Here is a 12,890-nt window from a genome sequence, read left to right as displayed (position 1 = left end):
TGTGGTGGCTACCTTTTAGTTTCTGACAGCGCAAATCATACTTAGCTTCCGGCAAAAGGAGACCCCAAAATACCAACTGCCAGCTCCGCCCAGATCAGGAAAAGCGCTACCACCAGTAGAGCCAGCAAACCGATGCGGTAATCTTTGTTTTTTACCGTCCGGATCACAAATTCGCATAGCAGCCCGGTGCTCAGCAGTAAAGTACCCATCACGGCAAAATCGAATAAATCCCAATCTACTTCGCTGGTAAACTGCATGGCTACCAACGGAATAAGAAGTATACCCAACACGCCAAGTATAATACCGAAAAGTCTTCTGTTCTGTGTCATCATAAGTTTAAATTTTAATGGTTTATACTTTAGTTAATTGATTGATTTTAAATTAATGGTTAATCGTTTTATTTCAGATCCAGCAGCATTAGTTCTATCTTATCGAACAGCTCCCCTACTCCCATGGCCGCCCAGATGATGAACATGCCCAGCAGAATCTTCACTAACCACATGCGGGTAATGCGTAAGCCGATTATGTTATCCAGTATGTCGTTTACAGGCAGGAAATAAACCAGCGAAAGCAGCACGATAAAAACTCCGAAAGCCGGGTCGTTGCCCCAAAAAGTGTTTACTACACCGATGGCAAAAAACAGGGTTCCGAAAAGCCAGCTGATGATGTTTAAAGCCCGTGTGCCTTCGTTTGCAGGCAGCTCATTTTCCAGATTCTGATGGGTGTTCATAGCTTTATACTTTAAAATGGTTAGGTTAAGATTTTTGAATTGAGAAAGTTACGTTGTTAATCCCACATGGTACCGTGCAAGCCCAGCACAGTGCCCAGCCACAAGACCACCAAAAACACAAGCAGGCTGAGTGCATAAGCTATTACCGTTCGCCAGCCGCCCTGGAAACGCAGATGATCCATGTTAAAGAAAAAAAGCCCTCCGAGCGCACCGGCAGCCGGAACAACAAGCAGTGGTTTTACCATCCAGTAAGCTGGCCATTCGGGCTCAGGCTCGCCGGCACCAACCAGGAAAAAAGTAATTAGTATAAAGCCGATTACTGCGCCCTGTAGCATGCGCTTGCCCACGGATGCCGGATGGATAGTTTGGTTTTGATCGTTATTTTTCTGTTCCATATTAGATGTGTTCAAAGTATGAACTTATACTTTAAAGTACTTTGTATTTCAAAGTATAAAAATAAAAAAATTTAGCTGCTATTTCCGGTTGTTTAAAATCAGTTGCTCCAGTGCGTTTAAATGTTCGTTAAAAGCTTCTCGGCCTGTTTTAGTAGCTTGGTACGTGGTGTTCGGCTTGCGCCCTACAAACTGCTTTTCTACAAGTAAGTAAGCGGCCTCTTCGAGTGCGCGCAGGTGGCTGGCCAGGTTGCCGTCTGTTAGTTGCAGCGTATCTTTCAGCGTACTGAAATCCACACGGTCCTCTACCATCAAAACCGACATGATGCCAAGCCGCGCCTTGCTTTCGAAGGCTTTGTTTATATTTTCAAAATAATCTTTCACAGGTCTGCTAGCGTTCGTATTTAAAGTACACCAGCGTACCATACACGATGTGCAACACGCCAAAACCCAGTGTCCAGGCGAGTAAACCATAGCCCACAAAAAAGCTGGCCACCAAACCCAACGCAATCTCCAGAATGCCCAGGTAGCGGATATCGCTTAGAGTATACTTACTGGCATTCAGCAGCGCGCAACCATAAAAGATCAGCATAACCGGTGCCACCAGGTATAACAGCTCATGGTAAATAAGCACGCCGCAAAAAATGCCGCCTGCTGCCAACGGTATAAATAAATTTACCAGCATGCGCTCCGTTTTGCTGTCCCATACCCGGTGGTTTGATTTGCGGGCATTGCGGGCTGTAAAATAGGTAGCAGAGCAAAGCGCCAGTATAAATACCAGGCCCGCCACTGCCAGTATAAACATTACAGCTTCGCGCGTCAGGGCAATTGCTGCGTTCTCTGTATAAGCGATGTTATTTGAAACCAGGTACCATTTCACCACGGCTGCCCCTATCAGCGCCGAAACACCGGCTGCAATTCCGGAAAGTCCGCTAAGCGAAATAAACCGGGAAGAGCGATCCATGATGTTCCGGATCTCGTGTAGCGTTTCTAATTGGTCCTGTTGGTGGTTCATAATAAAGTACTTTGTGTTTCAAAGTTAATTAAGCTTTACGGATAATCAAGTTTTAAGTATAAAATATTTTTTATGAATTTTAAGTAAAGTATGGAAAGTACAGGTTTGCGTGAAAAACGTACCTTAATAATCTATTTTATGATGATCGAATTAACTGCCAGCTATGCTTATCCTTAAACGAATACACCACATTGCCATCATTTGCTCTGATTACAAGAAGTCGAAGGAATTTTATACTTCCATACTTGGACTGACGGTTTTAAGAGAAGTGTACAGAGACGAAAGGCAATCCTATAAACTGGACCTGGCCCTAAACGGCGAGTATGTGCTGGAGCTTTTTTCGTTTCCATCGCCGCCGGCGCGGCCATCCAGACCGGAAGCAGCCGGGCTCCGGCATTTAGCTTTTGCCGTTATAGACATAGCCGAAACCGTGCAGCAACTTCAGGAAAAAGGCATAGCTGCAGAACCTATCCGGACCGATGAATTTACCGGCAAGCGCTTTACCTTTATCAGCGATCCGGATAATTTACCCATCGAGTTTTACGAAGTATAGATCTGCAGAAATTTATACTCTTTTACTGCGCTGCAATAACCTCGTGCACTTTAGTAAAAGTAATTTCAGGGTAACGGTTATTATCTAACGGTTCGAGCTTGGGTAGGCCACTAAACATATTGCGCATGTATTGCATGCCCTGCCACGCCGGGAAAACTTCTTTTTTCTGAGGAAATAAAGTACGCGTTACCTTTATGATGGCATCCAGCCTGCCCAAACCTCCTGCCCGAAGCAAGGTATATTTCTCTCCAGTAGCTTGCCGGGCTGCTTCCGCTAAACCGTATGCATTCAGTACGTCGCCGGCAATGCGCAGGTAACGTGGTGTGGTTGGGTCCAAAGCTGCGGCTGCTGTAAAAATGGCCGTATCGCTGATCGTGGTAAAGTCCATCAGCTGCTCAGCGTTCTCCCAGTAAATAACCCGTTTTAGCTGCGGAATTATAACCGGGGCCTCCCCTTTCAGCAGGTCCGTAAACATGCCATTTAAGATGGAGGTTGCCGCGATAGGTACCCGGTCCAGCCGTTCGCCAAATTCTTTGCGCAGGTCCAGGTTGCGGTTGGTGCCGTAAGGAAGCCTGGTAAAATCAATTGAGAAATCAGACGGAATAAACCTGGGTACGCCGGCCTGCACAGTTGCTTCGAGCAACATAGTCTGCGCATCTACAATCACATCACGCAAACCCGACAGCGCGGATACTACGCAGCCAGCACCCCGAAGCGCATTAGTAAGTTGCCGTTGGTTGATATAATCGGTCTCCATAATTTCTGCACCCTGCGTCCTTAATTTTTCCACTTTCTGAGGGTCTGTTTCCGGACGAACCAATGCTTTCACTTTAGCCCCGCGGGCGATTAACTCAACGGCAATGCGGTTTCCCAGATCGCCGGTTGCTCCGGCCAGTACAATTATATTTTCAGAAGGAAGTTGAGACATGGTACAGGTATAAGTTGTGTACTCTGTAACTATATCTGCACCGGATTGTTCTGGAAATCTTTCAGAAAGAAGCACTTCAGTTAAGTGGTAAGCAGCCAGATACCGAAGTTTCTTTTTAATTTTGCCTGCTACCCAGCTTTATACTTTTAGATTTACTTTTTTGCTACACCCTATACTTCCGGAAAGCGCCTGTTTTATTCCGTTTACTTCGCTGCCTGCCGCTTATACGTTGCCCCGGAAATTTACGTACCCGTTCCGTTACCAACCGCACCCGCTCAGTTTACTGGCTGTGGCTGAGTTGCAAAAATATCTTAAGACAGATTTGGCCTGGGAGCATAACTTCGGGCTTAATGCCACTGAAACCGGAAAAATTATCGGGAAGATGTTTGGGGTTTTGGTGGTACAGAACGCGCAAAACGAATTGGGTTACCTGGCGGCTTTTTCAGGTAAAATAGCGGGTAGTTTCCATCATGCGCATTTTGTGCCACCGGTATTCGATAGTTTAGAAGAAGGGAGTTTCCTGAACTTGGGCATGCAGGCATTGACAGAACTGGGCAAAAAAATAAAAGCACTGGAAGAGCAGAAAACCGAAGAAAACAGCAGCCAGCTCTCTGAGTTATACCAAACCCGAAAAGAGGCTTCAGTGGCTTTGCAGGGAAAACTTTTCGATCAGTTTTATTTTCTGAACCAGATGGGCGAGACAAAAAGCATCCGTCATATTTTTCAGAAGCAAACCAACAATAACCCGCCAGCCGGAGCCGGCGAATGCGCAGCCCCTAAGCTATTGCAGTACGCATTTCAGCACAACCTAAAGCCTGTTGCGCTGGCCGAATTCTGGTGGGGCCAATCGCCTAAAACAGCTACCTGGAAACATGGCCACTTTTACCCTGCTTGCCGCGAAAAATGCGAACCGATCCTGGGGCATATGCTGGAAGGGATGCAGGTTGATGCTGCCCCAGTTAGTTGAAAATTATACTTTAAAGTATAAATCCTGCTTTTATATTTAGTGTGAGCTGCCGTGGTTCTTATGCGGTATTTCGCTGCACGGGCCTTCGTAATGAATAAAAATGTTGATCCAGATGGCCCTGGAAAGCCGGAAAATAATAGGCAGAAAACCAATTACGACTACAGCTACCACGCCCATCACCATCGCAATAGTCACGTCTTCTACGAACTGGTAAAGTATAAAAATAGCTGCCAGGAAAATGGCCACGTTAAAACCGAAACTTACATACATGGCTCCATAGTAATAGCCTGGTTCCGGCTCAAAAGCCTGTCCGCAGCAAGGGCAACTCTCGTGCATGTCGGCAAATTTGGTGCTGTACAGGGTACCTTCCGGAAACATATTTCCTTCGCGGCAGCGCGGGCATTTTACGGCAGCTATACTATATAAAAGTGAGTTGTTTGTGCTCATTTCATTATCGCTTTTATTTACGCAGCAAAGATACCGGATTATACGCTCTTGCTTACGTAAACCGCTATACTTTTCAGTCCAAATAATAGGAAACAGCATTTTATACTTGCTGAAAAACGGCCCGTGTAAGATTACTATAAAACCTACGTGAGATAATCAGAAGCATACACACAAAAAAAGCGCGGCCCTTCTATAGAGCCGCGCTTTCTGAGTGATATGTTTTACGTTAATTACAGTTTTTTCAGGCCTTTGGTCTCCTGCGCGTTTCCTTCTTTTATACTTACCGCAACGCCACCACCTGGTGCCAAGGGCTGCTTCAGTACACTTTTAGAATTAACCAATACCTTACGGATCGTGTATTTCTGCGGATTTTTGTTCCAGCTGGCATCACTGGCATCGGCATAAATGGTCGCGATGTAGTTTTTAACTTTTGGCAGATAATCAAAACGAACGGTTGCTGTGCGGGCATTCTCATCGGTAATACCACCAACGTACCACTCGTTTTTGCCTTTCGCTTTACGTGCAATCGTTACATAATCGCCGGGCTCAGCTTCCTGCACCCAGGTATCGTCCCAATCCAGGGCTACGTCTTTTATAAACTGGAAAGCATCCGGGAAACGCTCGTAGTTCTCCGGCAGGTCGGCGGCCATTTGCAACGGGCTGTACATGGTTACATAGTATGCCAGTTGCTTTACCAAAGTCGTGTTCACGCGCTGGGTATTGTCTTTGTTGTAGTAAGACAGATCTGTCTGGAAAATGCCTGGCGTGTAGTCCATCGGGCCACCCATCAAACGCGTAAACGGAAGTATAGTGGCGTGGTCTGGTGCCAGGCCGCCCATGGCTTCAAACTCAGTTCCGCGCGCAGATTCCTGTGCAAACCAGTTCGGATAAGTACGGTGCAAACCGGTTGGCCTTACGGCTTCGTGGCTGTTCACTCTGATCTTGTACTCGGCTGCTTTCTCGGCTACTCTGATGTAGTGGTTCACCATCCACTGGCTGTCGTGGTGCTCGCCTCTTGGGATGATCTTGCCTACATAACCTGTCTTCACAGAGTTATACCCATGATCCTGCATAAACTTAAAAGCATCGTCCAGGCGGCGCTCGTAGTTGGTAGCGGAAGCTGATGTTTCGTGGTGCATCATGATCTTCACGCCTTTATCGGCTGCATACTTTTGCAGGGCTTTTACATCAAAATCAGGGTAAGGCGTCACGAAATCGAATACTTCCTCTTTCCAGTTGCCAAACCAGTCTTCCCATCCAATGTTCCAGCCTTCTACCAGTACCGCATCAAAGCCATGCTTGGCAGCAAAATCAATGTGTTTTTTTACGTTTTCGTTTGTAGCGCCATGGCGTCCGTTGGGAGTCAGTTTTGTGAAGTCGTCGGTTAACTTAACATTGGTTTCGGTGCCATAAGCCCAGCTGCTTTTGCCGGCTACAAAGTATTCCCACCACACACCAATATACTTCACCGGCTTAATCCAAGACACGTCTTTATACTTGGTCGGCTCGTTCAGGTTAAGAATAAGCTTCGATTCCAGAATATCAGCAGCGTTATCGCTTACCACAATAGTTCTCCAGGGCGTGTTAAACTCAGTCTGTATGTAGCCTTTGTTGCCCATCGCATCCGGCGTCAGGTGCGCACTGAACTTAAACGTTTTCGGGTCCACATTCAGGTTCATGGCCGGGTAATCGATCAGCGCCGCTTCGTGTATGTTGATGTACAGGCCATCCGAAGATTTCATCATCGAAGGTGTCTGCACAGCCAGCGTTTTAATCGGCCACTGTGCGTGCACATCGATGGTAGCCTTTTGCATCAGGCCCGGTATCTCAGAAATTTTAGAGGTTGTATAGGCGTATTCGTTTGTGTCATAGTCGCCTGGGATCCACCATATTTTGTGGTCGCCAACAAGGTTAAATTCTGTATTTTCTTCTTTGATAACGAAGTAGTTCAGCTCTTTCTGCTCCGGAAACTCATAACGAAAACCGAGGCCATCGTTAAACAAACGGAAACGGATACGGATCTGGCGGTCTTTCTGCTCTTTCTGGGTTAGCGTTACCAGCAGCTCGTTGTAGTTGTTGCGGATGGATTTCTGTTCGCCGTAGATCGGCTCCCAGCTATTGTTTACAGAAGCCTGATCGGTTTTGGTAACGGTAAAACCTTCTGCCATGGCCGGGCTGTCTTTCAGTTCAAAGCCAAGTTTGCTTTGCTTTACAACCGGCTTCTTTTTGTAGGTTAATTCATAGGTGGGCACGCCGTTCTTTTCGAGGGCAAACTTCATGGTAAAGTTTTTATCCGGCGAAGTAATTACCTGCGCATTTACCAGGAACGAGAAGGTAAACAAAAATAAAAACAGGGAAAACCGTTGCAGCAAACCTGCTGTAGTGTTCTTTTTCATGATCGGGATAGGCATTGTATACTTTTTGGTCATCAGTTGTCGGGGCTTAAGTGGTTACGTATAAACTAACTGGCATAACAAGCCGGCAAAATACATTAATTATCGCAGTTTTCCTGAAAGCAAAGCCTTATACTGGTTTTAACGCAATTAAGATTCGATTAAAAGTACAGCCATGCAGCTCTGAGGTGAGCCTTTGGAAAAACCCTAAATAAAGCGACAGCAGAAGTGCCGCCATTAAAAAGTCCTTCCCCTGAAAAACAGAAGAAGGACCTTTTATGAAATCAATTAAAAGTATACTTGCCGGATGTATACTTTGCTCAATTTTATTTCCGGACAGATGCCAGCAACATTACTTTTGCACCCATGTAAAGTATGGCCGTCCGGATTAACTTGTAGGCCACAAAGGACGCCAAACAAAGTACTGAACCGATAAGCGTTGGCAAGACCGCTCCGAAAGTATAGCTCATTCCCAATACAAAACCCAGCAAACAACCGGCCCGGTACACAGGCACAAAAAATGCAACAGCCAATAACCCCATAAGCATGTAACTGCAGTATTCAGGGTAGCCAAGTGTGAAAAACGCAGAAAGTATAATTCCGAAGGCTAAGGCACCTGCAAAACCGTATACTTCCCGCTTCAAGATTTTTGATGGATCGGTTTGGCTAAATGCACGCTTATGCATGCGGTAAAGTAAAACCCAGGTAAGCACCGGTAGCAAAACAGCACCCCAGCCGTTCGATATTTCCGGCAGGTTTTCGTTGGCTAACAAATGATGGCTTGGTACTCCTCCATGGAAATAATCCCAGGCCAGCAACGCCCAGATCAGGACTGCAACTGCCGCAGTAAAGTATAACCTGATGCGGAAGAACTCTTTCTGACTCATAGTGCCGAATGGTTAGTTGTTTGGTACTCCTGAACGCTTTATGATCGGTTAACTTTATTTGAAAACGACTTCTATTCCTTAAGTTGCTTTTCTATCAGGGCCAGCACTTTTGTGTTTTTCTCGATAACCTTGCTGTATTGGTTTTTCACCTCTCCAAACGCTCCTATTTGCCTTAGATGGTTTTGTATGAGCGGTTCGTGCAGTACATCTTCCAGGTTATCATTGTTATTTCTATCTACTACCAGGAAGGTGTTCATACTTGCTTCCAGCTTCTCCTTTTTATAAGAATTTATACTTTCGTTCAGCATCAGCAACCACGGAATATCTTCCTGGTAAAGCTCCAGTATCGCATTCAGCAGTTCTTTGTTCTCGATGATGCCGATCTTACCAGACGCTTTAAGCCCTTCAAACCTGCTGTTGTTCGGGTTAAACTGCGTACTGTTATGCAGTACCCAGCGATATTGCAGGAGGCTGTCGGCTTGCAGAGGCGCGCCGTAGGCTACGTTATAAAAATAGTTAAAGCCTTTATGCACCTGGTTATAAGTTTTAATATCCGATTCTAACTCTGTCAGGTCTTTTTGCAGATCAACTTTCAGGCCGGTCAGAAACTCTTTTTCTTCCTGCTTCACGTGGTTATGCTCGCTCCAGTTATGCAACCACAACGAGAGCGTAATGGCAAATACAATAATGCCTATTTCGAGGATAATTTCTTTAAACTTGTGTTTCCAGCCGGTATTCTTATCACCCATAATTTTAAAAACTGCTTTGGTATGCTTTACAACTTCTAACTCTGCCATTAGTCCATTTTTAAGCCTACAAGATAATAATAACTATATGATATTTATAATATAGTTATTAGATTAGTTTAAACATAACCTTAATATTTAATACTAACTGCTTTCTGATTTTTATACTTATATTATATTGATGCGGCAGTTTAGCGTTTAAACAAATAAATTACTGCTGCCCTTGCTGCGTGTTTTCACTAGCAAGCTACAGTTGGTGAAAGTATAGTTGTCGGTGAAAACACCAACAACGGCAGGTTCAGGTACTATAATTAAAAACGCTAAACAGCTTCGATACAAGCACACTTGCAACCACAGGCCGTATGGGTTGTTCCAAAGTATAAAATTCTGATCTGCAGCTTAACTAACTATACTTTAAAGTCTTAACTATACTTTGCAACTAGCGTATTATCTGATATTTGAAGATTCTGTTGCTTTTACTACCTGCTGATGCAAGCCTTGCCTGAATGCTTTGCAGCTTAATTGTTTCCAACACATAAGTTAATTATTTATGGCTATTGCAATTATCGGTGGAGGCCTGAGCGGCACCTTAACAGCTATCCAGTTACTGCTGACTGCTCAAAATGAAACAACGATCTACCTGATAGAGCAGGACAGGTATAAAATGAACCGGGGCGTTGCGTACGCCAGCCAATTGCCTTTTCAGCCGCTGAACGTGCCGGCAGCTGTCATGAGCCTTTCCCCGGACAAACCCGACGACTTTTATACCTGGCTCACCGCTAACCAGCAGCACTACAAAAACTATTTACAAAACACCGTTAGCCCAACTGACTTTATACCCCGCTTTATTTTCGGAGATTACCTGAAAGACCGTTTGCTGCAGGCCGAAGCCCAGGCTCCGGCAAGTATAAAATTTATAAAGGTATACGATGAGGTAGTAGCCGTAAAAAAAGAAGAGCAGGCATTCAGTTTATACTTTAAAGATACCGCTGCGCCTTTGCCGGCAAACAAAGTAGTGCTGGCCTTAGGCAATTTTGCACCGGCCCAACTTCCCATCCCTACCAGTTCTTTTTACCACAGCAAGTTATACTTTGCATCGCCGTGGTCTGCCAAGGTGCTGGATAATATGCCCACCAACGCTGACATTTTATTGATCGGCTCCAGCCTGACGATGGTGGATCTGGTAGGTAGTTTGCAGGCAAAAAATCATCAGGGGAACGTTTATGTGGTATCGCGCCATGGTTTACTGCCGCAGCCTTTTGATGTGCAGGCTATGCCATATCCAGCCGTAAACATACCTGAACATGCGCTTTCATCAGCTTTAACGTTGTTCCGGTTTATCAGAAATGAAATAAAAACAGCAACACAACTGGGCTATAACTGGAGAAGTGTGCTGGACGCGTTGCGCGATGAAATTCCGGTTATCTGGTCGGCGATGCCTTTACCGGAAAAGATGAAATTTATGCGCCACATCCGGCCTTACTGGGAAACGCACCGCCACCGCATGCCAGCCAGTTCGGCCGAATTATTATCAGAATTACAGCAACAGGGCAAGCTGGAAGTAATAGCCGCAACTGTCCTGGATATGCAGCAAACTGCAACCAAAACCTGTGTTACTATTAAAAGAAGAAAGCATAATGCACCAGAAACCATACTTGTAGACCGTGTTATAAACTGTACAGGCCCGGTCAGCGATTTTGAAAAAGTACAGTTACCACTCGTGCAGCAATTAGGACATGATGGCTTTTTAAAACCTGATGCGCTTCGCCTGGGTTTAGTAACGACTGCGGATGGCACCTTGGTTGGGGCTAATAATTTACCTGTGGAAGGCTTATACACCCTCGGCCCGCCCCGGAAAGGCACGCTCTACGAATCCAGCGCTTTGCGCGAAATACGGCTGCAGGCTAAAGAACTGGCACATCAACTGCTGCAGCAAAACAACTCTTACGAAAAGGAAGCGCTGCTCCACTAATTCATACTTTCTGCCTTTCTAAAGTATAACTAAGGCCTGAACTTGTTTGGCAGGAAAGCAGTTTATACTTTTACTGACTGATTAGTCATTACAGTAGTATTAATATATGAAGTTTCTGAAAAAATTTATGTTGATATCTTTTTCTATTGCAGCCGTTTTAACCTTGGTCAGCTTCCTGTTTTTACAGCAGGATGTGTTCGGTAAAACGCCTGCAGGCACGCGGCTGGAGCGCATTCACAACTCTCCTAACTACAGGGATGGCTCCTTCCGGAATATATCCGAAACACCGGTACAAGCCGAAGACGCTTCTTTCCTGGGTATGCTCTATGATTTCTTCAATAAATCAGCTAACACCCGGCCAGCCAACCCAATCCCGACTGTAAAATCTGATCTGAAAGCCGCGGCAACCAACGAAACCAGCATTTATTGGTTCGGGCACTCTTCTTATCTGATTAAAGCGCAGCAGTATACGATTCTGGTTGATCCGGTTTTGAGTGGGTACGCCTCCCCTGTTTCGTTTATGGTGAAAGCCTTTGATGGGACGGATGCCTATACAACTGCTGATCTGCCGGAAATTGATATGCTGGTGATTTCCCATGACCATTACGACCACCTCGACCACAAAACCATTGTAGAACTGAAAGATAAAGTAAAGCATTTTTATGTGCCGTTGGGCGTTGGCGGGCATTTAGAAAACTGGGGAATCGAAGCTTCCAACATAACAGAATTGGACTGGTGGGAATCGGCTACGTTTAAAGAACTTACCCTAACCGCCACGCCAGCCAGGCACTTTTCCGGCCGAGGTTTATCGCGTGGTAAAACACTGTGGGCTTCTTATGTGTTGGAAACTCCTGCCAGCAAAGTATACATCGGCGGCGACTCCGGGTACGATACGCACTTCAAGGAAATCGGCGAGAAGTTTGGCAACATCGACATCGCTATTCTGGAAACCGGGCAGTACAACAAAAGCTGGCCTTATATCCACATGATGCCCGAACAAACCGTACAAGCCGCCATCGATCTGCATGCAGATGTACTTTTTCCGATGCACCTCGGAAAATTTGCGCTGGCCCTGCACGCTTGGGATGAACCCCTGCAACGCGTTACAAAAAGCGCCACTGAAAAGCAGGTAAAAATCACCACACCGCTTATCGGCGAGCCGGTAATATTAGGCAAAAGCTACCCAACCAGCCAGTGGTGGACACTTTAACCCGGCAATTATGTCTGAAAAAAGAGAACGTATCATCGACGCAGCGCTCCGGTTATTCTGCCAGAACGGTTTTCAGCATACGTCCACTGCAGCTATTTCGAAAGAGGCTGGAGTGGCTACCGGTACCTTGTTTTTATACTTTAAAAGCAAAGATGAGCTGATCAATTCGCTTTACATCGAAGCCAAAAACGACTTTGCCGCTTACCTGAAACAAAGCCTGGCCACAGCTGGCAACATCGAAGAACAACTCAGGCTATGCTGGCAACAGGCTACTGCCTGGGCCCTTGCACATCCGTTTCATTTTCGCTTTTTCTCGATGTTCAGCAACTCCCCTTTCATCACGCGCCTCAGCAAAGACGAAGCAGCCTCGTCGTTTCATTTTTTGCAGGACCTGGTTGAAAAAGGCATCCGCGAAAAAGAATTCATCCCGATAGAACCTACCTTTTTTATCTCACTTTTTAATGGCCAGTTGCAGGCAACGCTCACCTATATCACGCAGCACACAAGGCTACCCAACCAGCAGGGAGTTATAAACCAGGCTTTTACGCTCTTCATAAAAAGTATGAAACCGATTTCGGATAAAGTATAGTTTTGGTAAAGTATAACATATGCTCCTGGGGGATGTATAGCAAGGCTTATCTTTATTTTAT

The 12,890-nt window shown here is 45.6% G+C and carries 15 protein-coding genes; 5 read left to right on the top strand and 10 right to left on the bottom strand.

All coding sequences use genetic code 11. The features are described 5' to 3' along the window. Positions 1-41: 41 nt before the first annotated feature. The 5 genes from DP923_RS14220 to DP923_RS14200 all read right to left on the bottom strand — a co-directional run bounded on the left by DP923_RS14220 (position 42) and on the right by DP923_RS14200 (position 2,137). Positions 42-332 (bottom strand): hypothetical protein, encoded by a 291-nt coding sequence (locus DP923_RS14220; RefSeq protein ID WP_112306524.1) that lies wholly within the window; start codon positions 330-332, stop codon positions 42-44. A gap of 65 nt (positions 333-397) precedes the next feature. Continuing rightward, positions 398-730, bottom strand: a complete 333-nt coding sequence (locus tag DP923_RS14215; protein ID WP_112306523.1) for a hypothetical protein — start codon at positions 728-730, stop codon at positions 398-400. Positions 731-786: 56 nt separating this feature from the next. Further along, positions 787-1,125, bottom strand: a complete 339-nt coding sequence (locus DP923_RS14210) for a potassium transporter KefB (protein ID WP_112306522.1) — start codon at positions 1,123-1,125, stop codon at positions 787-789. 78 nt (positions 1,126-1,203) lie between these two features. Continuing rightward, positions 1,204-1,446, bottom strand: coding sequence for a winged helix-turn-helix domain-containing protein (locus tag DP923_RS14205; protein ID WP_239021059.1), 243 nt, complete (start codon positions 1,444-1,446; stop codon positions 1,204-1,206). 67 nt (positions 1,447-1,513) lie between these two features. After that, positions 1,514-2,137, bottom strand: coding sequence for a hypothetical protein (locus DP923_RS14200; RefSeq protein WP_112306520.1), 624 nt, complete (start codon positions 2,135-2,137; stop codon positions 1,514-1,516). Between the two features lie 163 nt (positions 2,138-2,300). On the opposite strand from DP923_RS14200, the gene gloA2 reads away from it, so the two are divergent. Continuing rightward, positions 2,301-2,690 (top strand): SMU1112c/YaeR family gloxylase I-like metalloprotein, encoded by a 390-nt coding sequence (gloA2, locus tag DP923_RS14195; protein WP_112306519.1) that lies wholly within the window; start codon positions 2,301-2,303, stop codon positions 2,688-2,690. A gap of 22 nt (positions 2,691-2,712) precedes the next feature. Here gloA2 and DP923_RS14190 read toward each other — a convergent pair whose 3' ends face one another. Further along, positions 2,713-3,618, bottom strand: a complete 906-nt coding sequence (locus DP923_RS14190) for an NmrA family NAD(P)-binding protein (protein ID WP_112306518.1) — start codon at positions 3,616-3,618, stop codon at positions 2,713-2,715. A gap of 160 nt (positions 3,619-3,778) precedes the next feature. On the opposite strand from DP923_RS14190, the gene DP923_RS14185 reads away from it, so the two are divergent. Further along, positions 3,779-4,585: a pseudouridylate synthase gene (locus DP923_RS14185; protein WP_239021045.1), complete on the top strand. Its 807-nt coding sequence runs from the start codon at positions 3,779-3,781 to the stop codon at positions 4,583-4,585. 36 nt (positions 4,586-4,621) lie between these two features. Here DP923_RS14185 and DP923_RS14180 read toward each other — a convergent pair whose 3' ends face one another. The 4 genes from DP923_RS14180 to DP923_RS14165 all read right to left on the bottom strand — a co-directional run bounded on the left by DP923_RS14180 (position 4,622) and on the right by DP923_RS14165 (position 9,109). Next, positions 4,622-5,032 (bottom strand): DUF983 domain-containing protein, encoded by a 411-nt coding sequence (locus tag DP923_RS14180; protein WP_165838201.1) that lies wholly within the window; start codon positions 5,030-5,032, stop codon positions 4,622-4,624. A 230-nt stretch (positions 5,033-5,262) separates the two neighbouring features. Then, entirely contained in the window at positions 5,263-7,428 is a 2,166-nt protein-coding gene (locus tag DP923_RS14175) for a glycoside hydrolase family 97 protein (protein WP_112306721.1), read from the bottom strand. 323 nt (positions 7,429-7,751) lie between these two features. Beyond that, entirely contained in the window at positions 7,752-8,312 is a 561-nt protein-coding gene (locus DP923_RS14170) for a hypothetical protein (RefSeq protein ID WP_112306517.1), read from the bottom strand. 71 nt (positions 8,313-8,383) lie between these two features. Beyond that, the gene (locus DP923_RS14165; RefSeq protein WP_112306516.1) at positions 8,384-9,109 is read right to left on the bottom strand and encodes a DUF6090 family protein; all 726 of its coding nucleotides are present in this window, start codon (positions 9,107-9,109) and stop codon (positions 8,384-8,386) included. 499 nt (positions 9,110-9,608) lie between these two features. Here DP923_RS14165 and DP923_RS14160 point away from each other — a divergent pair, with 499 nt between their 5' ends. The 3 genes from DP923_RS14160 (at position 9,609) to DP923_RS14150 (ending at position 12,829) form a co-directional block, all read left to right on the top strand. Further along, on the top strand, positions 9,609-11,030 hold the full coding sequence (locus DP923_RS14160; protein ID WP_112306515.1) for an FAD/NAD(P)-binding protein: 1,422 nt from the start codon (positions 9,609-9,611) through the stop codon (positions 11,028-11,030). A 127-nt stretch (positions 11,031-11,157) separates the two neighbouring features. Further along, positions 11,158-12,240, top strand: coding sequence for an MBL fold metallo-hydrolase (locus DP923_RS14155; RefSeq protein ID WP_112306720.1), 1,083 nt, complete (start codon positions 11,158-11,160; stop codon positions 12,238-12,240). Between the two features lie 10 nt (positions 12,241-12,250). Then, positions 12,251-12,829: a TetR/AcrR family transcriptional regulator gene (locus DP923_RS14150; RefSeq protein WP_112306514.1), complete on the top strand. Its 579-nt coding sequence runs from the start codon at positions 12,251-12,253 to the stop codon at positions 12,827-12,829. Positions 12,830-12,890: the final 61 nt, after the last annotated feature.

This window comes from Pontibacter arcticus (assembly GCF_003284895.1).
In the GTDB taxonomy this organism is placed as follows: Bacteria; Bacteroidota; Bacteroidia; order Cytophagales; family Hymenobacteraceae; genus Pontibacter; species Pontibacter arcticus.
This window is presented reverse-complemented; position numbering and strand designations above follow the sequence as displayed.